This window comes from Pseudomonas sp. GW821-FHT02H06, assembly GCF_059421525.1.
In genome coordinates, this window is record NZ_JBWKVD010000008.1 from 24,286 (window position 1) to 47,910 (window position 23,625).

Genomic DNA, 23,625 nt, shown 5'->3' on the forward strand with positions numbered 1-23,625 from the left:
CCGTCGAGAGAACCGAATCAATGCCTCACATTTTGATCGTGGAAGACGAAACCATCATCCGCTCCGCCCTGCGTCGACTGTTGGAACGTAATCAGTACCAGGTCAGCGAAGCCGGATCCGTGCAGGAAGCTCAGGAACGTTTCAGCATCCCTTCGTTTGACCTGATCGTCAGCGATTTACGTCTGCCCGGCGCGCCCGGCACAGAGCTGATCAAGCTCGGCCAGGGCAAGCCGGTGCTGATCATGACCAGTTACGCCAGCCTGCGCTCGGCCGTGGACTCGATGAAAATGGGCGCGGTGGATTACATCGCCAAACCTTTCGACCACGACGAAATGCTTCAGGCCGTCTCACGCATTCTTCGTGATCGCCAGACGCTGCAAAGCATGCAGGCCGAACGCGCCGCCACCGCAAAAACGGCGACGGGCGACAAGTCCGGTCCGGACAACAGCAATGGTGAGATCGGCATCATCGGCTCCTGCCCGCCGATGCAGGACATGTACAGCAAGATCCGCAAAGTCGCGCCAACCGACTCCAACGTGCTGATTCAGGGAGAGTCCGGTACGGGCAAGGAACTGGTGGCCCGCGCGCTGCATAACCTCTCCCGTCGCGCCAAGGCCCCGATGATTTCGGTCAACTGTGCGGCGATCCCTGAATCCCTTATCGAATCCGAACTGTTCGGCCACGAAAAAGGCGCCTTCACCGGTGCCAGCGCCGGGCGTGCCGGTCTGGTCGAAGCGGCGGATGGCGGCACTCTCTTCCTCGATGAGATCGGCGAGCTGCCCTTGGAAGCTCAGGCGAGACTCCTGCGCGTCCTGCAGGAAGGCGAAATTCGCCGCGTGGGCTCGGTGCAGTCGCAGAAAGTCGACGTGCGCCTGATTGCAGCGACTCACCGAGACCTCAAGAGCCTGGCCAAAGTTGGCCAGTTCCGCGAGGACTTGTACTACCGCCTTCACGTGATCGCGCTGAAGCTGCCCGCATTGCGTGAACGCGGTGCGGACGTCAACGAGATCGCCAATGCGTTTCTGGCGCGGCAAAGCCTCAAGGCCGGCCGCAACGACCTGCGTTTTGCACCGGACGCCGAGCAGGCGATTCGGCACTATTCGTGGCCAGGCAACGTGCGGGAGCTGGAGAATGCGGTCGAGCGCGCAGTGATCCTGTGCGAAAGCCCGGACATTTCCGCAGAGCTGCTGGGTATCGATATCGAGCTGAGCGATCTCGATGTCAACGAGTTCATCGGCCTTGCCCCGCAAACGTCTGGCTCGTCGAGTTCCACCGCCGGCGAGCCAACCGAGGACTTGTCGCTGGAGGACTATTTCCAGCACTTCGTCCTGGAGCATCAGGACCACATGACCGAAACCGAGCTGGCCCGCAAGCTGGGCGTCAGCCGCAAGTGCCTGTGGGAGCGTCGCCAACGCCTGGGCATCCCGCGGCGCAAGACCGGAGTGGCCAGCGAAACGTGAGTCCGTCCATGCGCGGGCTCTGGCACGCGGGTTACGGGGAATGTGAAAAAACTGTTACCTCAAAAACGGTGGCGTAACAAAACCGGGGCGTACGGTAACGAACCCCCGGTTTTTTTTCGCCTGCGCAAAATAGCGTCAATTTGCCACACCCTTGGATTCAAAGGCCTGCAGCTCGTTTTGCAAAAGTTGGCACAGGTACTGCTATAGGTATTCGTACAAGAACAACAAAAATCAGTCACCTGAAACACCAACATAATAAAAACAAGACGAATCGACTCACGCATAACAAGAACAACACGGCGGAGGCGCAGCTAACTGATTCTTTTGGAGAGGCGTTGCATTTGGGACTTGTCCCGCAACCAGGCCGAGAACAACAAAAACTACCCTTAGGTAGAGCCTGAACTGGTTGGATCGATAGATCACTGCCGCACAGCGACCAAAGCAATCCGTTTGCTCTTGACTCCCGATTGGGAGGTTTCACAGGCGAAAGCCGTGAATTGGGCGGTCAACAAAAATAAAAAGCCCATCAGACAATAAAAATAAGAGCACGCACTTTGGGGGAGCTTCGGCTCCCCCAGTAGCATCTGCACTAAACACTCTCCCCGCTCGACACCCCGCGCCACGCAGCGCATTCAGTACCCGCACGCCACCCTCGCGCTGCCTCCTACACCATCCCCCGACTAAATGCTAGAATCCCCGCCCATCGTGCGGTCACTCTTCGAAATTGGCCGAATATTCCTTCAAACAGTGCCTCCCATGCTGAAGAAGCTGTTCCAGTCATTCCGTTCCCCACTGCGCAAGCCGCAGCAACATGTGCGCACAACGCCTGAAGTGCTCAGCAGCAGCCAGCATTCGTTGCAACGCAATCAATTCAGCCGCTATGCGGTGAACATCGTCGAGCGCCTGCAGACCGCCGGCTACCAGGCCTATCTGGTGGGCGGCTGCGTCCGCGACATGATGCTCGGCATCACTCCAAAGGATTTCGACGTCGCCACCAGTGCCACGCCCGAGCAGATCCGCGCCGAGTTTCGCAACGCCCGTATCATCGGCCGCCGCTTCAAATTGGTTCATATCCATTTCGGCCGTGAAATCATTGAAGTCGCGACGTTCCGCGCCAATCACCCGATCGACGACGAAGATGAAGACAGTAACCAGTCTTCACGCAACGAGAGCGGGCGCATTCTGCGTGACAACGTCTACGGCACCCTCGAAGACGACGCCCAGCGTCGCGACTTCACGATCAACGCCCTGTATTACGATCCGGTCACCGAGCGCGTCCTCGATTACGCCAATGGTGTGCACGACATCCGCAATCGCCTGATTCGTCTGATCGGTGATCCGCAGCAGCGTTACAAGGAAGACCCGGTGCGCATGCTGCGGGCCGTGCGTTTCGCCGCCAAGCTGGATTTCGGTATCGAGAAGCACAGCGCCACGCCTATCCGCCCGCTGGCGCCCATGCTGCGCGACATCCCTTCGGCGCGTCTGTTTGAAGAAGTCCTGAAGCTGTTCCTCTCGGGTTACGCCGAAGCGACGTTCGAGATGCTCGTCGATCTCGAATTGTTCGAGCCCCTGTTTCCGGCCAGCTCCAAAGCGCTGGAATACAATCCAACCTATACCCACACGCTGATCAGCGAAGCGCTGGCCAACACCGATCTGCGCATCAAGCAGAACAAACCGGTTACGCCAGCGTTCCTGTTTGCCGCATTACTGTGGCCTGCCCTGCCCGCCCGCGTGCTGCGTCTGCAAGAGCGCGGCATGCCGCCGATCCCGGCCATGCAGGAAGCGGCCCACGAACTGATCACCGAACAGTGCCAGCGGATCGCGATTCCGAAACGCTTCACCATGCCGATCCGCGAGATCTGGGACATGCAGGAACGTCTGCCGCGCCGTTCGGGCAAACGCGCCGACCTGCTGCTGGAAAACCCGCGCTTCCGTGCCGGCTACGATTTTCTGTTGCTGCGTGAATTGGCCGGCGAAGAAACCGACGGGCTGGGTGAATGGTGGACGGATTATCAGGACGCCAACGACTCCGAACGTCGCGACATGATTCGTGACCTGGGCAGCAAGCCAGACGCTACCGGCCAGGCTCCGCGCAAACGCCGTCGCAGCAGCAGCGGCAAGCGCAAACGCGCCGGCGTCGACGGGGCGGAATAACACCCGATGATCGAGCGCGTTTACATCGGCCTGGGTAGCAACCTGGCCGACCCTGCCGAACAGTTGCGAGAAGCGATCAAGGCTATGGGCCTGTTACCGCAGAGCAGTCTGTCAGGCGTTTCCTCCTTTTATGTCAGCGACTCGCTGTTGCCGGGTCAGCCGCGTTACACCAATGCGGTCGCGGCGCTCGACACGTCGCTCCCCCCTCTCACGCTGCTTGATGCCTTGCAGGGCATCGAAAACGATCAGGGCCGCGAACGCCTCGAACGCTGGGGGCCGCGCACGCTGGACCTCGACATCTTGCTGTTCGGCGATCGCCTCATCGATGAGCCGCGCCTGAAGGTGCCGCACTATCAGATGCAGGTGCGCGCGTTTGTGCTGTACCCACTGGCCGAGCTGGCGCCGGGGATCACCTTCGCCGATGGCCGCGCGCTGAATGATTTGCTTGCCCAGTGCCCGTTCGAAGGCCTGGAGCGATTGCCGAGCTGACGCCTTTCTGCAGGTACGTTCAAACCGGTAACACCCGGAATTGACTTCCCGCCCCCTCCTCACGAAGATAAGCGTCCCAAAGCCGGGCGACCGGCCACAAGGCGCGGATCAGGCCGTTGCAAACATCGCGAAACGACGATGTGCCTGCCTCCCAAGATGAATCACGCGTTGCTCGCCGCAGTATTCACAGCGCCTGAATGAGGACTTTCCATGCCCGATATCACCGTTACGTCCCTGCTGGCTCTGAAGCAAAAAGGTGAAAAAATCACCATGCTGACCTGCTACGACGCGACTTTTGCCCACACCGCCAGCCAGGCCGGCGTGGAAGTGCTGCTGGTCGGCGACTCGCTGGGCATGGTCCTTCAGGGCCACGACAGCACGCTGCCCGTCACCACCGCTGAAATGGCGTACCACGTGGCCGGCGTCAAACGCGGCAACCAGGGCGCGCTGATTCTGGTGGATCTGCCGTTCATGTCCTACGCCACCCCCGAGCAGACCTTTGCCAACAGCGCCACGCTGATGCAAGCGGGTGCGCACATGGTCAAGATCGAAGGCGCGGCGTGGCTTGCCGACTCGATCCGGCTGCTGGCCGAGCGCGGCGTTCCGGTGTGTGCGCACATGGGCCTTACGCCTCAGGCGGTCAACGTGCTGGGCGGCTATAAAGTACAGGGTCGTCTGGAGTCGCAGGCGCGGCAAATGCGGGCCGACGCGATTACCCTTGAGCAGGCCGGCGCCGCGATGATTCTGCTGGAATGCGTGCCGAGCGAACTGGCTCAGGAAATCACCCACGCCGTGAAGATTCCGGTGATCGGTATTGGCGCCGGCAGCGCCACAGACGGTCAGGTGCTGGTGCTTCATGACATGCTAGGGCTGTCGATCACCGGCCGCGTGCCCAAGTTTGTGAAGAACTTCATGACCGGTCAGCCGGACATTCAGTCAGCGATTGGCGCGTATGTCAGCGCGGTCAAGGACGTCAGCTTCCCCGCTCCAGAACACGGATTCTCGGCATGAACACAGTTAAAACCGTTCGCGAGTTGCGCGCCGTCGTTGCCCGCGCACGCAGCGAAGGCAAGCGCATCGCTCTGGTGCCCACCATGGGCAACCTGCACAGCGGCCATATCGCCCTGGTCACTAAAGCCGTTCAACGGGCTGATTTCGTGATCGCCAGCATCTTCGTCAACCCGCTTCAATTTGGTCCCACCGAAGACCTTGCGTCGTACCCGCGCACTCTCGCCGCCGATCAGGAGCAATTGCTTCAGGCCGGTTGCCACCTGCTGTTCACGCCGACGGTCGAAGAAATGTACCCCCATGGCATGGGTGATCAGACCATCGTGCGTGTGCCGGTGGTGTCCGAAGGACTGTGTGGCGGCAGCCGTCCCGGTCACTTCGACGGCGTTTCGACGGTGGTCAGCAAGCTGTTCAACATGGTGCAGCCGGACATCGCGATTTTCGGTCAGAAGGATTTCCAGCAACTGGCCGTCGTCAATGCGCTGGTGCGTGACCTGAACATGCCCATTCAAATCATCGGCGAACCCACCGTGCGTGCTGCCGATGGCCTGGCCCTGTCGTCGCGCAATGGCTACCTGACTGAAGACCAGCGCGCTGCAGCGCCTGCGTTGTACCGCGTGATCAAACAGATCGGCACGGCATTGCAGAATGGCGATCAGGATCATCAGCAGTTGATCGGCGATGGCGTCAAAGCCCTGGAAGCCGCGGGCTTCCGTCCTGATTACCTGGAGATTCGCAACGCAGTCAGCCTGCGTCCTGCGACCCCGGATGATCATGATCTGGTGGTGCTGGGCGCGGCGTTCATGGGCAAGACGCGCCTGATCGACAACCTGCATCTGGTCAGGGAATAACCTGCCCGCCCGGCTGAAGAACGCATCCGGTCACGTGTAAAGCAAAAGTCACGTGATCGGATGACCATCTGCGCCTATGCTCACTGCGCGAAACCGAGTGTGAAGCGCAGGCCTCGGCCTTTGCAGGGCCCTGGCGATGAACTTAGCCACACCCGCAATGCCATACCGATACAGTTCGTGTCAGACCAGCAACTCTACTCCGTGAGAAAAAGTACCGAGCAAAGGTAAAGCAAGGCGCAGACATCGGCGTTGCCGGGGACTAGTCTCTGATGCGTCCACGAATTCATGTCCAATCCTGCTTTTCAGTGTCCAAAAGGCAGTTCAAGTACAAGGAAACCCGCAGCGATGGCGTACTACCGCACTCCTCATGACGTCACTACCCTGCCCGCCTGGCAGGCGCTCAAAGATCACCGCCAAGCGATGCAAAATTTCAGCATGCGCGAAGCATTCAACGCAGACCCCAAGCGTTTCGACGAATTCACGCTCAGCAGTGCCGGTCTGTTTCTCGACTACTCGAAGAACCTGATCACTGCCGAGACCCGTCAGTTGCTGGTCAATCTGGCCAATGAAGTTGGCCTGAAAGACGCCATCAAGGCGCAGTACGACGGCGAGCTGGTCAACGCTTCTGAAGGTCGCCCTGCGCTGCACACCGCCCTGCGTCGTCCGGTGGGCGACAAGCTGCTGGTCAACGGCGTCAACGTGATGCCGGAAGTGCACAAGGTGCTGAACCAGATCACGGATCTGGTCGGGCGCATCCACGACGGCCTGTGGCGCGGCTACACCGAAAAGCCGATCACCGACGTGGTCAATATCGGCATCGGCGGCTCGTTCCTGGGGCCTGAGCTGGTGTCCGAAGCGCTGTTGTCGTACGCGCAGAAAGGCGTTCGCTGCCATTATCTGGCGAACATCGACGGCACCGAGCTGCACGAGCTGACTCAGAAGCTGCGCGCCGAGACCACGTTGTTCATCGTTTCGTCCAAGACTTTCACCACCCTCGAAACCCTGAAGAACGCCACCGCTGCCCGCGCCTGGTACCTCGCCCAAGGCGGCTCCGAAGCCGAGTTGTATCGCCACTTCATCGCGGTGTCGAGCAACAACGCTGCGGCAGTCGCGTTTGGCATTCGTGAAGAAAACATCTTCCCGATGTGGGACTGGGTCGGCGGCCGTTACTCGCTGTGGTCGGCCATTGGCCTGCCTATTGCGCTGGCGATCGGCATGTCCAACTTCAAGGAGCTGTTGTCCGGCGCCTACACCATGGATCAGCATTTCCAGAACGCCGAGTTCGAAGAGAACATGCCGGTTCTGCTGGGCTTGCTGGGTATCTGGTATGGCAATTTCTGGGGCGCGCAAAGCCACGCGATCCTGCCGTACGACCATTACCTGCGCAACATCACCAAGCACCTGCAACAGCTGGACATGGAATCCAACGGCAAGAGCGTTCGCCAGGACGGCGTGCCGGTCAAAACTGACACGGGCCCGGTCATCTGGGGCGGCGTTGGCGCGAACGGCCAGCATGCATACCACCAGTTGCTGCACCAGGGCACGCAAATGATCCCGGCCGACTTCATTGTGCCGATCGTCAGCTTCAACCCGGTGTCCGACCACCATCAGTGGCTGTACGCCAACTGCCTGTCCCAGAGCCAGGCCTTGATGCAGGGTAAAACCCGCCCCGAAGCCGAAGCAGAACTGCGGGCCAAGGGCGTACCGGAAGACGAAGTGCAGCGCGTCGCGCCGCATAAGGTCATTCCGGGCAATCGCCCGAGCAACACCATTGTCGTCGAGCGCATCAGCCCTCGCCGCCTTGGCGCGCTGGTCGCGATGTACGAGCATAAAGTGTTCGTGCAAAGCGTGGTCTGGGGCACGAATGCCTTCGACCAATGGGGCGTTGAACTGGGCAAGGAGCTGGGCAAAGGCGTTTACAGCCGCCTTGTCGGCACCGACGAAACTGTCGCTGAAGACGCTTCGACCCAGGGCCTGATCAACTACTTCCGCGGTCGTCACCGCGGCTGATCTGCCGTCCTGTAACACCCTCGAAACCCGCTCTCTCGCAAGAGGCAGCGGGTTTCGTGCTTCTGGGTTTCTCAGTCTTCTATGTCGGGGAGCACCGTCGGGTCGAGTTGAACGGTGTGCTGCGCCGGATTGCGCACGCAAAGGAACTGATCGTCACGCAGCCCTTCCTTCGGGCCGACGCGCCGCAAGTGCATCAACGACCCGCACCAGGGGCATTGCGCAGTCAGACGATTCACCCTCAGACGCCCGGTCTGGCTGATTTCAAGATAGTGCCGGGAGCCGAAGAAATGCTCGAACTTGCGTCGACGGAGCAAGGCTGACAGTGCGACGGCCATCACCGCAACGATGAATGAAAACATGAACAACGTTGACCACGAGCTCTGACCGCCCAATGGCGGCTGGAACAGGGTGAAGTACAGCCCGATCAGGCTGGCGATTCCCGTGATATACCCAAAGACAGAGACGTTGCGGCTGTCGAGACTGCGCCCGCCAAACGCCGGATGGCGCTCAATGTGCAATTGCTCGGGTGTGAAGGTGGGGCGCTCGTTGTGACTGATGTTCACGTTGGCGCCACGAAAGTCGCCGACGCCGACGTTCAGGCTGTGGTCGCCGCTTTGAGTGCCATGATTGTCGTTTGGCAAAAGGGGGGCTCCTGGGAAATGGACGCTGAAATGGCCGGCGATTGTCCCTGCCTTCACACTCGACAAAAATCAGCCGCTTCCCGGGTTTGCGTCGGAACCTGAGACACTTCCTGTCATATGTTTCCGTAGGAGCCATCCGCAGACCGGTCCAGGGATGGGGGGCGTTTGATCGCCATCGCAGCAGCATCCGGGCGACAAAGGGCTTAAATTATCATCGTCATTCATGCAACCATGCTCTCCCTTGATCCGGCTGCCCGCGCTGTTTTCTTCACCTTTTCAAGCCCGGGCCGGCGCCGCGTCGCACACCACTGAGGGTTCGCACCATGCAAGATGTCGTAATCGTTGCCGCCACCCGCACTGCGGTGGGCAGTTTCCAGGGTTCGCTGGCGCATATTCCTGCAGTGGATCTCGGCGCTACCGTTATCCGTCAACTGCTGGCGCAGACCGGTCTGGACGGTGCGCAAGTCGATGAGGTGATCATGGGCCAGGTGCTGACGGCGGGTGCCGGGCAGAATCCTGCACGTCAGGCTGCGATCAAGGCGGGCTTGCCGTTCACAGTGCCCGCCATGACGCTGAACAAGGTCTGTGGCTCGGGCCTCAAGGCGCTGCATCTGGGGGCCCAGGCGATTCGTTGCGGTGACGCGGAGGTGATCATCGCCGGAGGCCAGGAAAACATGAGCTTGTCGAACTATGTGATGCCGGGCGCGCGGACCGGTCTGCGCATGGGCCACGCGACGATGGTCGACACGATGATCAGCGATGGCCTCTGGGATGCGTTCAACGACTACCACATGGGCATCACTGCCGAGAACCTGGCCGATAAATACGACATCAGCCGTGAGGCGCAGGATGCGTTTGCTGCTGCGTCGCAACAGAAAGCCGCGGCGGCCATCGAGGCCGGGCGCTTCGTGGATGAAATCACCCCGGTCCTGATTCCTCAGCGCAAAGGCGATCCGCTCTCTTTCAGCATCGACGAGCAGCCACGTGCGGGCACCACTGCTGAATCACTGGGCAAGCTCAAGCCGGCGTTCAAAAAGGACGGCTCGGTCACGGCAGGCAATGCGTCATCGCTGAACGACGGTGCGGCGGCGGTCATTCTGATGAGCGCCCGCAAAGCGGAAGAACTGGGCTTGCCGGTGCTGGCGCGGATTGCGGCTTACGCGAACGCGGGTGTTGACCCGGCGATCATGGGCATCGGCCCGGTGAGCGCAACCCGCCGCTGCCTGGACAAGGCGGGTTGGTCGCTGGAGGAGCTCGATCTGATCGAAGCCAACGAAGCCTTCGCCGCCCAGTCATTGTCGGTTGGCAAGGAACTGGGCTGGGACATGGACAAGGTCAACGTCAACGGCGGCGCCATCGCCATCGGCCACCCGATCGGCGCATCGGGCTGCCGCGTGCTGGTGACCCTGCTGCACGAAATGATCAAGCGCGACGCGAAGAAAGGCCTGGCGACGCTGTGCATTGGCGGCGGACAAGGCGTGGCGCTGGCGCTGGCCCGGCCATAACAGCCTGGCCGAGACGCAAGTGTAGGACCGGCTTCAGGCGGGAAGAGGCCAGGTCGAACACCCTCACTTTCGCGGTGTGACGCCTGACGCATTCCCGGCTAAAGCCGGTCCCACTAAAAGCACGCGGTCAGTCAATGGGGCCTGCGTCACATGGAAATCACTGCCAGCCAAACCTGCGGACATAAAACCCCTTCACCGCCTGGGTCAGCACCACGTACCCGATCAGGATCAGCGGCAGGATGGCGAAGTACAGCGGTGGCAGTGCCTGCAGTTTGAAGTAGTGCGCCAACGGGCCCATCGGCAGGAAGATGCCCACGGCCATGATCACCCCGGTCATCACCATCAACGGCATCGCCGCGCGGCTTTGCAGGAACGGGATTTTCGGCGTGCGGATCATGTGCACGATCAGCGTTTGCGTCAGCAGGCCCACGACAAACCAGCCCGACTGAAACAGGGTCTGATGCTCTGGCGTGTTGGCGCCGAACACGTACCACATCACCGCAAACGTGGTGATGTCGAAGATCGAGCTGATCGGCCCGAAAAACAGCATGAAGCGTCCTACATCCGCAGGCTGCCAGCGCTGAGGTTTTTTCAGCAGTTCCTCATCGACGTTATCGAACGGAATGGCAATCTGGGAAATGTCGTACAGCAGGTTCTGCACCAGCAGGTGCATTGGCAGCATCGGCAGAAACGGGATGAACGCACTGGCGACCAGCACCGAGAACACGTTGCCGAAGTTGGAACTGGCCGTCATCTTGATGTACTTGAGCATGTTGGCGAAGGTCCGGCGCCCTTCCAGCACCCCCTCCTCCAGCACCATCAGGCTCTTCTCCAGCAGAATGATGTCGGCCGCTTCCTTGGCGATGTCCACCGCGGTGTCCACGGAAATGCCAATGTCGGCCGTGCGCAGCGCAGGCGCGTCGTTAATGCCGTCACCCATGAAACCCACCACGTGCCCGTTGGCCTTGAGCAGCCGCACGATGCGCTCCTTGTGGGAAGGTGTCAGCTTGGCGAACACATTGGTCGTTTCGACCGCGACCGCCAGCTCAGCGTCGCTCATGCGCTCGATATCACCACCCAGCAGCAGGCCCTGACGCTCCAGACCGACTTCGCGGCAGATCTTCGCGGTGACGCGCTCGTTGTCGCCGGTCAGCACTTTCACCGCCACGCCATGCTCGGCCAGCGCTTTAAGCGCCGGCGCCGTGCTTTCCTTCGGTGGATCGAGAAACGCGACATAGCCGATCAGGGTCAGGTCGCTTTCGTCAGCCAGGCCGTAGGTGTCGCGGCCCGCCTCCATAGGACGCGCGGCCACAGCCACTACGCGCAGGCCTTCTTCGTTGAACGCTGCGGTGACGCTCAGAATACGCTCGAGCAGGTCAGGCGTGAGCGCTTCTTCGGCATCGCCGTGGCGCACGCGGTTGCACACGCTCAGCACTTCTTCCAGCGCGCCTTTGCAGATCAACAGATGCGGTTCGCGCTGCTGTTGCACCACCACCGACATGCGCCGGCGATTGAAGTCGAACGGGACCTCATCGACTTTGCTGAACGCAGTGCCGACTTGCAGCTCGCGGTGAATCTCGACGTGCTCCAGCACCGCGACGTCCAGCAGGTTTTTCAGCCCGGTCTGGTAGTAGCTGTTGAGGTAGGCCATTTCCAGAACGTCGTCGGACTCATCGCCCCATACGTCGACATGGCGCGCGAGAAAAATCTTGTCCTGGGTCAGCGTGCCGGTCTTGTCGGTGCACAGCACGTCCATGGCGCCGAAGTTCTGGATGGCGTCGAGGCGCTTGACGATGACTTTCTTGCGCGACAGGAACACCGCGCCCTTGGCCAGCGTCGAGGTGACGATCATCGGCAGCATTTCCGGGGTCAGGCCGACCGCGATGGACAGCGCGAACAGCAGCGCTTCCATCCAGTCGCCCTTGGTGAAGCCGTTGATGAACAGCACCAGCGGCGCCATCACGAACATGAAGCGGATCAGCAGCCAGCTGACTTTATTGACCCCGGCCTGAAACGAGGTCGGCGCACGATCGGTGGCGCTGACCCGCTGCGCCAGTGCGCCGAAATAAGTGTTGTTGCCGGTCGCCAGAATGACGCCCGTCGCCGCGCCGGACACCACGTTGGTGCCCATGAACAGGATGTTTTCCAGGTCCAGCGGGTTACCCGTGTCGACGTCCTGACGCCGCGCGAATTTCTCCACCGGCATGGATTCGCCGGTCATCGCGGCCTGGCTGACGAACAGGTCCTTGGCGCTGAGCACGCGGCAGTCTGCAGGGATCATGTCGCCGGCAGACAGCACGATGAGGTCGCCCGGTACCAGTTGCTTGATCGGCAGTTCGATTCGTTTTTGCGTTGCGTTATCGGCAGCGTCGACCGTGCTGTCGGCGCGGCGCATGACAGTCGCGGTGTTGCTGACCATCGCTTTCAGCGCGTCGGCGGCCTGATTGGAGCGCGCCTCCTGCCAGAAACGCAGCAGTGTGGAGAGCACGACCATGGAGAAAATCACCGTGGCGGCTTTCATGTCTTCGGTCAGCCACGAGATGAACGCCAGCAGGGTCAGTAGCAGGTTGAACGGGTTTTTGTAGCAGTGCCACAGGTGCACCCACCATGGCAGGGGCTGTTCGTGCTCGACTTCGTTGAGGCCGTGTTGCTCGCGCAGGCTTTGCGCTTCGGTTTCGCTGAGACCGTCGGCGTGACTGCTCAGGCGTGCGAGCAATTCAGGCACATCGCTGCTGGCGCCCCGGGTCAGGGTTTGCGCGAGGGTCGGCGGTACTTCGCGGCTGACGGTGGCGTCGGTCACGCTGTCGAGCGTCGCCAGCCGACGAAAGTGCCGGCCGAGTTTGCGGGTGCGGACGAAGTCTGCGAGGAATTCTTTCAGGAGGGTGTACTTCATGGTTATGTCCCCTGGACTGAAGGCTGCTGGAGCTGAAAGCACAGGAACCTTGAGCGGGTACGGCCGACCTCAGGCGCCGCGCTCGTTCATGAGCAGGCGCCGCAGGCTGGCCCGCGCAGCAAAAGCCGCGCGCGTCCGATGCGCAGACGAACGACAGACGCGTCGGTCATCACGCAGGATTGGGCGTCAGGGAAAGGACAGGAAAGCGGGCTCTGATCAGAGACCGCTGGCACTGCCGCTTCTCACGTTGTCGGCGAGATAGCGGCAGTGAAAAGACTGCGCGTTATCGTGCCGAGGATGGGCCGGTCGTTATCACCGGCTGACGTCTGTCACTCGAACAAGTACCCACTGTGGGTCTCCGCATTGGTTGAAAACGGGCGAAGCATACGCCCGGGTTTTATGAGAGTAAATCGCCAGCACGAAGGGTGTGGGGGTTTTGCAGAAGTCTTCAGGAACGGTTCAGGAACCGGGGATGACGCCCCTTGCAGGGGTGAGCTTGCTCGCACATGCGTCATATCTGAGACCCCAAGGTTGAACTGATTCACCTCAGTTTCTGTAGGAGTGAGCTTGCTCGCGATGGCGTTATGTCTGCGAAGAGGATGTCGTCTGACACGCCGCTATCGCGAGCAAGCTCACTCCTACAGTGGTTTGCAGCGAGGGCAGTGCGAAAGTCCGTAGAAGCTTGCTGGCGAACAGGCGGCAACACTGGCATTGGCCTTGCTGATAAACTCGCACGCCCTCATTCCTGCCCCAAGGCCGAGCATGTCTTCGTTGAATCAGGCGCTCAGCGTCGCCCTCGATAATCGTCAAACCCTGCTGGCGGAACTGCACGCCCAAGGCACCGACTGTTATCGCCTGTTCCACGGCAGCCAGGAAGGCGCGAGCGGGCTGACGGTCGACCGCTACGGCCCGCAACTGCTGGTGCAGAGTTTCCACAACAGCCTGGATCTTGATTCGCTGCTGGCGCTGCATACTGCCGTCAATGCACGTCTGGGTCTGGAGCTGCTGCTGGTCTACAACGACCGCTCCCAGGGCAATTCCCGGGTTGACCGGACTGACCCGATCTATAAAGCCGACGACGCTGCGCTGGCCGATCTGGTCGGCCACGAGTGGGGCCTGAATTACCGGGTGCGCGGTCGTCATGCCGGGCAGGACCCATTGCTGTTTCTCGACCTGCGCAACGCCCGCGGCTGGGTCAAGCAACATGCCGCCGGCAAGAGCGTGCTCAACCTGTTTGCCTACACCTGCGGCGTTGGTCTGAGCGCAGCGGCGGGTGGCGCGCGCGAGGTGTGCAACCTGGATTTCGCCGAGGGCAACCTGGCCGTCGGACGCGAGAACGGCCTGCTCAATCCGCAGTTGCCGACCATGCAGTTCGTCCAGTCCGATTACTTCCCGGCCATTCGCCAACTGGCCGGGCTGCCCATCGCTTCCCGTCGCGGCCACAAGCTGCCGAGTTACGTACGCCTTGAGCAACGCCAATACGATCTGGTCCTGCTGGACCCGCCGGCCTGGGCCAAGAGCGCCTTCGGCACGGTGGATCTGCTGCGCGATTACCAAAGCCTGCTGAAACCCGCGCTGCTGACCACCGCCGAAGACGGCGTGCTGATCTGCTGCAACAATCTGGCGAAAGTCAGCTTGGACGACTGGCGCGAGCAAGTACTGCGCTGCGCGAGCAAGATCGGCCGACCCGTGCGCGACTGCCAGGTGCTGACCCCGGGCGCCGACTTTCCGTCACAGGATCAACAGCCCCCGCTCAAGACATTGATCTTGCAGCTGTGATGCTCAAAAGGGCCTGAGGAAATTTCCCACACGGATTGAAGCGACTGGATTCGGAACCAGATTGGCGTGCCATACTCCAAGGACCTCCCATCGAGAGAGTCGGCGACCTACATGCCCAAAGGATTGAAACGCGCCATCGGCGCCCTGCTGGCCGTCTTCGCCATTTACAGCGTGCTGGGGTTTCTGATCCTGCCAGGCGTTGCATTGCGAATCATCAATCAACAGCTGGCCAATTACAGCACGGTGCCGGCCAGGCTCGACCGCCTCGAACTCAATCCCTACAGCCTGGAAGTCACCCTCTGGGGCCTGAACATCGGGGCCCCGGGCAAGGAGCAAATCGGTTTCGCACGGCTTTACGCCAACCTGCAAATCGACAGCCTGTGGACCAAGGCCCTGCACCTCAAGGCCGTCGAACTCGACAAACCCAAGACCGAGCTGCTGTTCGCCAAGGACGGAACGCTCAACCTGGCCGGGCTGTTCAAGCTGCCCGCCAGCGAACCCGCAACACCAGACGAACCTCCAGGCAAGCCATTTCCGCTGCGTATCGGCGAGATCAAGCTGGCCGACGGTTACGTGCATTTCCAGGACATGCGCCCCAGCGAGCCCATCGAGTTTCTCTACGACGCGCTGAATTTCGAGCTGAAAAACCTCAGCACGCTGCCGGAAGACAACGCCGACATGACCCTCGTCGCCGCCGGGCCTGAAGGCGGTCAGATCGACTGGGTCGGGCGCATCAGCCTGGTGCCGATCGCGTCGGAAGGCACGCTCAAAGTCACCGACGGCAAGATGAAAGTCTGGTGGCCCTACGTTCGCGATGCCCTGCCGCTGGTGCTCAAAGACGGGGTACTCAATTTCAACACCCACTACAAACTCAGCCTGGCCAAGGAGACCGAGCTGCTGCTGGACAACACGTCCTTGAGCGTCGCGCCCTTCGCCATCGATGCCCCGGACGGCAGACCGCTGGCTCGCCTGAAAAAACTGAGCGTGAGCGAGACGTCGATCGATCTGGCCAAGCAGTTGGTGACCGTTGGCAAGATTCGCAGCGAAGGCCTGGAAACCTGGGCAACGCGTGAGTCAGACGGTGAGCTGGACTGGCAGAAGCTGTTCGCCAGCCAGCCTTCTAAGGCGCAGGCGAAAAAGGTTGAGGCTGAAAAACAGCAGCCCGCCACCGCGAGCAGCGCTGAAACCACCGCCAGCGCAAAACCAGCGGCGCCGAGCAAGCCGTGGCAGGTGTTGCTGCGCGATACGCAGCTGCGCGACTACCGCATTCACCTCGGCGACAAGGTGCCGAAAGAGCCTGTTGCGATTGATGTCGGTCCGCTGAACCTCGACCTGACCGGCTTCGACAGCCTCAACAAATCACCCTTCAAGCTCAAGCTCGACACCGGCGTGGGCAAGCAAGGCAAGCTGACCGCCGAGGGCGAGGTGAATCTGGCGCCGGTTCGCGCCAATCTCAACGTCACCACCCGCGACATCGACCTGCGTGTCGCGCAGTCCTACGTCACGCCGTTCATTCGTCTGGAAGTGCGCAGCGGCATGCTCAACAGCGATCTGGCGGTCGACCTGAAAAGCACCGAGCCCTTGGCGCTGGGCATTACCGGCAAGGCGCAGGTCGACCAGTTGCACACCCTCGACACCCTCAAGTCGCGGGATTTCGTGAAGTGGCAGCGGCTGAATGTCGAGGGCCTGGATTTCCAGCTCGGCGACAGCCTGACCATCGCCACGATCAACATTGATCAGCCCTATGCCCGATTCATGATTGCCGACGATCGCTCGACCAATATCGACGACCTGCTGATTCCTCAGCCTGCTGATCAACCCCCTGCCGCGCCGAAAGCCAAGGCTGCCGCCAGCAGCGAAAAGCCGATGGGCATTCGCATTGGCGAAGTGAACATCACCAACGGCTCGGCCAACTTTGCCGACTTCAGCCTCACGCCAAACTTCGCTACGGCTGTTCAGCAACTCAACGGCAAAATCGGCACGCTGGATAACCGCCAGGACAAACCGGCGACGGTGAACATCAACGGTAAGGTGGATCGCTATGCGCCGGTGACCATCAAGGGCGCGCTGAATCCGTTCAACCCGATGGCAAGTCTGGACATCGCGACCAGCTTCAAGCGCGTGGAACTGACCACGTTGACGCCCTACTCGGGCAAGTTCGCCGGCTATCGCATTCGCAAGGGGCGGTTGAATCTGGACCTGCATTACCTGATCACCAAAGGCCAGCTCAAGGCCGAGAACAAGGTGGTGGTCGAGCAGCTGCAATTGGGCGAGAAGGTCGACAGTCCGGACGCGGTGAATCTGCCGCTGAAACTGGCGATCGCCCTGCTCAAGGACACCGATGGCAAGATTTCCATCGAGCTGCCCGTGACGGGCGATCTCAACAATCCGCAGTTCAGCGTGATGCCGATTGTCTGGCAGACCCTGCGCAATCTGGTGGTGAAGGCAGCGGCGGCGCCGTTCAAATTCATCGGCGGGTTGATCAGCGGCGGTGGCGGATCGGAAGATTTGGGCACGGTGGCCTTCGCGCCAGGGGTTGATGAGTTGAGCCCTGAAGCCATGGCGTCGCTGGACAAGCTGGCGGCGGGATTGAAAGCGCGTCCGGCGTTGCGCCTGGAGATTGAAGGCACCAGCGCTGAAGCGAGCGACGGGCCACTGATTGCCCAGCAGCGCCTGGAGCGCGAATACCAGAGCACGTACTACAAGATTCTCCAGCGCCGTGGCGACAAGGTGCCTGCGCAGCCGAGTGATCTAACCGTGCCTGCTGACGAGAAGGCGCCGATGCTCGAGGGGATTTATCGCACGCGCCTGAAACAGCAACCGCCGGCTGAATGGGTGAATCTGGGCAAGGAAGAGCGTCAGAACAAGCTGCGCGAGGCGGTGCTCAAATCCTGGAGTTCGAGCGCGCTTCTGTTGCGTCAGCTCGGTCAGGCGCGGGCCGGAAGCATCAAGGACTACTTGGTGGACAAGGGACAACTGGCAGACGAGCGGGTGTATTTCATCGACACCACCCTCGGCAAACCGGAAAAGGACGGCCGCGTCATCAGCCCCCTGCACCTCGACAGCGAGTAATGATTTTGAGAAATGCGATAACGAGGGTGGCGTTGGTTCTCGGTGTGACAGCGCTGGCTGGCGTTGCCCAGGCGGATACGTTGCGCTGCGGCAGCCAGTTGATCAGCGTGGGCGACCGGATGTTTGAAGTGCAGCAGAAATGCGGCCAACCGGTCAGCCAGGAGATCATCGGCTACAAGGAGACCGTCAATCACTACCGCCAGGTGGATCAGGTGCAGGTTCAGGAATGGATCTACGGCCCGAGCAACGGGATGTACCAGTACCTGAGATTCGAAGGCGGGCAGTTGGTGAGGATTGATAGCAAACGCGGGAGGTGATGGCGCCTCCTTGTGGGACCGGCTTTAGCCGGGAAGAGGCCCGGGTGAACACCATGCATTTTTGGTGTAATACCCGACGCTTTCCCGGCTGAAGCCGGTCCTACAAAGGAAGAGGCCAGTCTACCGGCCATCAACCATCAGCCATTAACGCTCGTGCAATGCCTCGGCGCGGGCTTTCAGCACGGGTTTGAGCAGGTAGCTCAGGATGGTTTTCTTGCCGGTGATGATGTCCACCGAGGCGACCATGCCGGGGATGATCAGCAGCGGGTGCTCATCAGTACCGAGGTGGCTGCGGTCGGTGCGCAGTTTGATCACGTAGAAGGTGTTCTTCTTCTCTTCGTCTTGAATGGTGTCGGCGCCGATCTGTTCCAGCTTGCCTTTCAGCCCGCCGTAGATCGTGTAGTCATAGGCCGTGAACTTGATCATCGCTTCCTGCCCCGGGTGCAGGAAGGCGATGTCTTGCGGGCGAATGCGCGCTTCTACCAGCAGGGTGTCATCCAGCGGCACCACTTCGGCAATGTCGCTGCCCGGCTGAATAACGCCGCCGACGGTGTTGACCAGCATCTGTTTGACCACGCCGCGCACCGGCGATGTCACCATCGTGCGGTTGACGCGGTCTTCAAGGCCCTTGGCCGTCGACTGCGCTTTCGAAAGATTGGTGCGCGCTTCGTTCAGTTGGGTCAGCGCATCGCTGCGGAATTTGCCACGGGTTTCATCGATCTTGCGCTGCACTTCGGCAATCGCCGCCTGTGCGCGAGGAATCGCCAGCGTGGTGCCGTCGAGCTGACCACGGGTTTCCACCTCGGAGCGTTTCAGCCGCAGGATGTCCACCGGCGACACGGCGCCTTGGGACACCAACGGCTCGGACATGCCGATCTCCTGGCGCAACAGGGCCAGGCTGCTGCGGTACTGCTCCTGCTTGGAGCCGAATTCACGCAATTCCTGCTGACGCTGAATCAATTGCTGCTGCAAACCACCAATCTCATCCACCAGTTGCTGACGGCGGCTTTTGTACAGCGACTCTTCGTTGGCTGCCTGATTCGGCACCAGCTTGCGCGCTTCGGCGCTGATGTTCAGCGGACGGTCATCGACCTCGGCGCTCAGACGCTCAACGCGCAGCTGCATGGCCAGACGATCAGCCTCGGTTTCGCCAACGTTGGACGCAAAGCGCGTGTCGTCGAGACGAATCAGCGGGGCGCCGGCGTCGACGATCTGGCCGTCGTGGGCGTAGATCTGCGCAACGATGCCGCCTTCCAGGTTCTGGATTTTCTGGATCTTGGTCGAAGGAATGGCCTTGCCCTCGCCCTTCGTCACTTCATCGATCACGGCGTAGTTGGCCCAGACCAGCAAGAAGACGAAGAACAGAATCACGGCCCAGATGGTCAGCCGCACGATGCGCGGGGCGTCGTCGACCAATGCCTTTTTGACTTCCGGCAGCGCCTGGCCTTCCAGCGAAGGTGAGCCCTTGAAGTAGCCGAAGATGCCGCCACCGGAGTTTTGACCTGACTTAAGCAACACTGATCTGCCCCTTTTTCAACGCTTCCATAACGGCGGCTTTCGGGCCGTCGGCCACGATCTGGCCGCGGTCGATGACCACCAGGCGATCAACCAGGCTGAGCAACGAGGCTCGGTGTGTCACAAGAATCACGGTCTTTTTCTCGATGACGCCATGCAGGCGCTGCTTCAAACGTTCTTCGCCGGTGTTGTCCATGGCGCTGGTGGGTTCGTCGAGCAACAGGATCGGCGGATCGAGCAACAAGGCCCGCGCCAGGGCAACGTTCTGCCGCTGACCACCGGACAGATTCTGCCCGCGCTCGCCTACCTGCAGCTCGTAGCCCTGGGGATGCAGGCTGGCGAATTCATGCACGCCGGCCAGCTCAGCGGCCTGCAGCACCATCTCGTCGTCCACGTAACGCGCGCCGGAAATCAGGTTGTCGCGCAGCGTGCCCGACAACAGTTGTATGTCCTGGGCGACGTAGCCGATGTTGTGGCGCACTTCGCTGACGTCGATCTGGCGAATGTCGACGCCATCCACCAGCAACGAGCCTTCATCAGGCTGATACAAACCGACCAGCAGTTTGGCCAGGGAGCTTTTCCCCGACCCGCTACGGCCAATGATGCCGACCTTCTCGCCCGGGCGGATCACCAGATTGATGTTGCGCAGCGCCAGGTTCTGCTGATTCGGGTAAGTGAACTCAAGGTTGCGGAATTCCATAGCGCCCTGAAGCACCTGACGGCTGAGGGGACGCTCGTCGAAGTTACGTTCCTGGGGCAGCTCCATCATTTGATCGACCGACACCATGGTCACTTTGGCTTGCTGGTAACGGGTCAGCAGACCGGACAGTTGCGCCAGCGGGCCAAGGGCGCGGCCGCTGAGCATGTAGCACGCCACGAGGCCGCCCATGCTGAGGACGCCGTCCATGATCATGTAAACGCCGAAACAGATCATCGCCACGCCCGCCAGTTGCTGGATCAGCAGGGTGATGTTCATGGCAAGACCGGAAAGCACTTTGACGCGCAATTCCAGGCGGCTAAGCGTACCGATGGTGTGCTCCCACTGGTATTGACGCTCGCTTTCGGCGTTGTTGACCTTCACCGCATCGAGGCCGGCGAGGGTTTCGATCAGGCTCGACTGACGCTCGGCACCCAGCGCCATGGTGCGCTCAAGGGTGGAGGTCAGCGGTTTTTGCAGGAAATGGCCGATGCCCAGCGCCAGCGGGAAGGCGATGATCGGAATCCACACCAGATGCCCGCCCAGCAGCGCAATCACCAACAGGATGATCAGCGTGAACGGCAGGTCGATAAGGCTGGTCAGGGTCAGCGACGTGAGGAAGTCACGCATGCCCTGGAACTCATGGATGTTCTGGGCGTAGCTGCCGACCCGCGCCGGGCGAAACTTCATCGCCATGCCGACGATGCGTTCGAACAGCGTGGCGGAAATGATCAGGTCGGTTTTCTTGCCGGCCAGGTCCAGGCACAGACTGCGCAGGCCCTTGAGCAAAAGATCAAACAGAAACGCGCCACAGATACCGGTCGCCAGCACCCACAGTGTGGCCGTGGCCTGGTTGGGCACGACTCGGTCGTAGACGTTCATCACGAAAAGAGGGGTAGCCAGCGCGATCAGGTTGATCACGAAGCTGGCAGCGATCGCGTCGACGTAAAGCCAGCGAGACAGCTTGAGGGTGTCCTTGAACCAGGAACGAGCGCGCGGGATGAGCGAGCCCTGGGTCACGTCAAATTTATGTTGCGGCTGTGCGAAAAACACCCGACCGCTGTAATCCTGCGCCAGCGCTTCGGTCTCGATCAGCACTTCGCCGCCGTTACTTTCGCTGATCAGCAGGCGGGCCGATTGGCCCTCCCAACCGAGCAGAACGGCAGAGCGCCCGTCTTTCAGGAGCAGCAAGGCGGGCAATGCGATCTCGGGAATCTGGTTGAGTTTGCGTTGCAGCAAACGCCCCTGCAAACCCGCCCGGGCTGCGGCGCGGGGCAGCAAATCCGGGCTCAGGCGCTGGTCGGGCAATGGCAGACCGGTGGTCAGCATGGCCCGGCTCGCCGGTTTGTGATGCAGGGCACAGAGTGTCAACAGCCCGTCGAGTAGCGGATCGTCGTGCTGGCTGCGTGGATCATGACCTAATTGAGCCGAAGGTAATTCCAAGTCCACGCTGACACTCTCTTTCTTAACGGTTAAAAGAACCTGACTCCGTCAAGAATCAGTTCATGCCCGGCAGCTGAACTGTCGGTTTCACATCGTTCTGCACAACCGATGCCATCGGCGCCACGACACCCTGGCTTTTCAGCAATGTGCCCATGTCCGCCTTGATGCGGTACTGGGTGTACGTCTGCAGGTTTTTCAGCTGCACCAGACGCTGTTGCGCGGTGAACAACTCGTTCTCGCTGTCGAGAAGGTCGAGCAGGGTACGCTCTCCCAGACTGAATTGCTGCTGGTACGAAGTACGCACGCTGTTGGCCCGCTCGACGTACTGCTGAGCGATCGGCACCTGGGCGTTGGCGTTGTTGTAGGCGTTCCAGGCCAGGCCCAGTTCTTCGTTCAACTGACGCAGCGCGTTGTTGCGGATATCCAGGGCCTGACTCGACAGGTACGACTTGGATTGCAGGTCAGCCTTGTTGCTGCCACCGGCGTACAGGTTGAAACGCATGCGGACCATGGCTTCCCAGCCATTGTTGTGGCCTTCGTCGCCGCCAATGTTGTTATCGGCATTGCGGCCCAGTTCTGCATCGAAACGCGGGTAGTAATTGGACTGCGCCGAGGTGTACTGCTTTTCAGCGGCAACGATGTCGGCTTCGGCCGAGCGCAGCACCGGGCTGTTCTCGAGCATCTGGCGGCGGGCTTCGTTCAGATCGGCAGGCATCATGGCGAACGGCGACGGCGCTTCCAGCTGGTCAGCTTCCAGACCAACGGCACTCAAGTAGTTGGTCTGGGCGTCGGCCAGGTTGGTTTGTTCGGTGATCAGGTTGTTACGGGCCTGTGCCAGACGGGCATCGGCCTGGTCCATATCGGCCATACGACCTACACCGCGGGAAGTGCGCAGTTTTATTTGGTCGTAAATACGTTCGTGACTCTTCAGGTTTTCTTCGGCCAGCCGAACCATTTCACGTTGAGTAAGAACATCGAGATAGACCTGCGCAACTGTCAACGCGGTACGTTCGGTTGTATTTAACAGCGAGTATGCCCGGGAATTGGCGGTGGCTTGTTGACGCGCAACTTCGTTACTTGTTGCGAAGCCATCAAAGAGCATTTGCTGAAGACGGATTTGCGACTCGCCACGGTCCAGCGTCTGGTAATCGTGACGACCGGTCGAGGCACGGGTGCTTGGCGTATCGGAACCGGCCCGGCCGTAGCCCGCCGTGACATCGACACGCGGCAGGTAGCCGCCCTTTGCAGCACGGAGTGCGTAGTCCTGGGCGATACGGGCATTGATGCCGGCCTGCACCTCGGGATGCTCGTCCATGGCTTTCTGCATGGCGGACTGTAGCGTCTGGGCCTGAACGAAACCGGCACAAAGGATGAGGGGTACAGCAGTGAAGAGGTGCTTACGCATTTTGGTGATTTCCCGAGAACGTACTTGTTCAAAATGCAGCAATACGCACTGCCGCATCGTAAAAATGGCCATTGAAGTGATCGTCTCGAGAGTGTTCTGAAGGGCGCTTGCGATCACACTGCAGAAATCCGCGATCTCATCAAATATCAATGTGACATTACGGAAGCGATTGTTTAGGATGTCGCCGAATAGGTCAATACTTTGGCAGAAAGTTAATTCCGGTGCCGACCTGCTGTTAATAAATTGACGCCAGATTACGAGCAACTTAATAAGTTCCCTAACTTGTTATCTGGCAATGAAACAAATGCGAATCTTTACGTCATCCAGTAATGAAGCGGCGTTAGTTAAGGCCGGTCGGCATGATGGATACCAACTGAACGGTAATT

At 60.5% G+C, this 23,625-nt stretch carries 15 protein-coding genes; 10 read left to right on the forward strand and 5 right to left on the reverse strand.

Features of this window, described 5'->3' with window-relative positions; all coding sequences use genetic code 11:
* Positions 1-20: 20 nt before the first annotated feature.
* The 6 genes from AC07VF_RS14695 to pgi all read left to right on the forward strand — a co-directional run bounded on the left by AC07VF_RS14695 (position 21) and on the right by pgi (position 7,972).
* A complete protein-coding gene (locus AC07VF_RS14695; protein WP_133776134.1) occupies positions 21-1,460 on the forward strand; it encodes a sigma-54-dependent transcriptional regulator in 1,440 nt (479 codons plus the stop codon).
* A 756-nt stretch (positions 1,461-2,216) separates the two neighbouring features.
* The gene (locus AC07VF_RS14700) at positions 2,217-3,614 is read left to right on the forward strand and encodes a polynucleotide adenylyltransferase PcnB (protein WP_192174611.1); all 1,398 of its coding nucleotides are present in this window, start codon (positions 2,217-2,219) and stop codon (positions 3,612-3,614) included.
* Between the two features lie 6 nt (positions 3,615-3,620).
* Complete coding sequence (folK, locus tag AC07VF_RS14705) at positions 3,621-4,103, forward strand: 2-amino-4-hydroxy-6-hydroxymethyldihydropteridine diphosphokinase (RefSeq protein ID WP_192174610.1); 483 nt, start codon at positions 3,621-3,623, stop codon at positions 4,101-4,103.
* 210 nt (positions 4,104-4,313) lie between these two features.
* Positions 4,314-5,114: a 3-methyl-2-oxobutanoate hydroxymethyltransferase gene (gene panB / locus AC07VF_RS14710; protein WP_495009213.1), complete on the forward strand. Its 801-nt coding sequence runs from the start codon at positions 4,314-4,316 to the stop codon at positions 5,112-5,114.
* Complete coding sequence (gene panC / locus AC07VF_RS14715; RefSeq protein WP_495009212.1) at positions 5,111-5,962, forward strand: pantoate--beta-alanine ligase; 852 nt, start codon at positions 5,111-5,113, stop codon at positions 5,960-5,962. The genes panB and panC overlap by 4 nt, the downstream gene beginning before the upstream one ends.
* 345 nt (positions 5,963-6,307) lie before the next feature.
* Positions 6,308-7,972 carry a glucose-6-phosphate isomerase gene (gene pgi, locus AC07VF_RS14720; protein ID WP_192174607.1) on the forward strand — a complete coding sequence of 555 codons (1,665 nt, stop codon included), beginning with the start codon at positions 6,308-6,310 and terminating at the stop codon, positions 7,970-7,972.
* Between the two features lie 71 nt (positions 7,973-8,043).
* On the opposite strand, the gene AC07VF_RS14725 is transcribed toward pgi, so the two are convergent.
* Positions 8,044-8,613 carry a hypothetical protein gene (locus AC07VF_RS14725; protein ID WP_495009211.1) on the reverse strand — a complete coding sequence of 190 codons (570 nt, stop codon included), beginning with the start codon at positions 8,611-8,613 and terminating at the stop codon, positions 8,044-8,046.
* Positions 8,614-8,936: 323 nt separating this feature from the next.
* Between AC07VF_RS14725 and AC07VF_RS14730 the strand changes: the two genes are divergently transcribed.
* Positions 8,937-10,118, forward strand: coding sequence for an acetyl-CoA C-acetyltransferase (locus tag AC07VF_RS14730; protein ID WP_495009210.1), 1,182 nt, complete (start codon positions 8,937-8,939; stop codon positions 10,116-10,118).
* A 157-nt stretch (positions 10,119-10,275) separates the two neighbouring features.
* On the opposite strand, the gene mgtA is transcribed toward AC07VF_RS14730, so the two are convergent.
* Positions 10,276-13,011, reverse strand: a complete 2,736-nt coding sequence (gene mgtA / locus AC07VF_RS14735) for a magnesium-translocating P-type ATPase (protein WP_495009209.1) — start codon at positions 13,009-13,011, stop codon at positions 10,276-10,278.
* A gap of 762 nt (positions 13,012-13,773) precedes the next feature.
* Here mgtA and AC07VF_RS14740 point away from each other — a divergent pair.
* From AC07VF_RS14740 to AC07VF_RS14750, 3 genes are all read left to right on the forward strand, one after another.
* Entirely contained in the window at positions 13,774-14,790 is a 1,017-nt protein-coding gene (locus AC07VF_RS14740) for a class I SAM-dependent rRNA methyltransferase (protein ID WP_346631256.1), read from the forward strand.
* Between the two features lie 111 nt (positions 14,791-14,901).
* A complete protein-coding gene (locus AC07VF_RS14745) occupies positions 14,902-17,862 on the forward strand; it encodes a DUF748 domain-containing protein (RefSeq protein WP_495009208.1) in 2,961 nt (986 codons plus the stop codon).
* The gene (locus AC07VF_RS14750) at positions 17,862-18,179 is read left to right on the forward strand and encodes a DUF2845 domain-containing protein (RefSeq protein WP_346631254.1); all 318 of its coding nucleotides are present in this window, start codon (positions 17,862-17,864) and stop codon (positions 18,177-18,179) included. The genes AC07VF_RS14745 and AC07VF_RS14750 overlap by 1 nt, the downstream gene beginning before the upstream one ends.
* A 144-nt stretch (positions 18,180-18,323) precedes the next feature.
* On the opposite strand, the gene AC07VF_RS14755 is transcribed toward AC07VF_RS14750, so the two are convergent.
* Genes AC07VF_RS14755 through AC07VF_RS14765 form a run of 3 tightly spaced genes read right to left on the reverse strand, consistent with a single transcriptional unit; the run spans position 18,324 to position 23,239 of the window.
* Positions 18,324-19,697 (reverse strand): HlyD family type I secretion periplasmic adaptor subunit, encoded by a 1,374-nt coding sequence (locus AC07VF_RS14755; protein WP_192174600.1) that lies wholly within the window; start codon positions 19,695-19,697, stop codon positions 18,324-18,326.
* A complete protein-coding gene (locus AC07VF_RS14760; RefSeq protein ID WP_346627711.1) occupies positions 19,687-21,840 on the reverse strand; it encodes a type I secretion system permease/ATPase in 2,154 nt (717 codons plus the stop codon). Before AC07VF_RS14760 ends, AC07VF_RS14755 begins: the two co-directional genes overlap by 11 nt.
* 49 nt (positions 21,841-21,889) lie before the next feature.
* A complete protein-coding gene (locus AC07VF_RS14765) occupies positions 21,890-23,239 on the reverse strand; it encodes a TolC family outer membrane protein (RefSeq protein ID WP_192174598.1) in 1,350 nt (449 codons plus the stop codon).
* Positions 23,240-23,625: the final 386 nt, after the last annotated feature.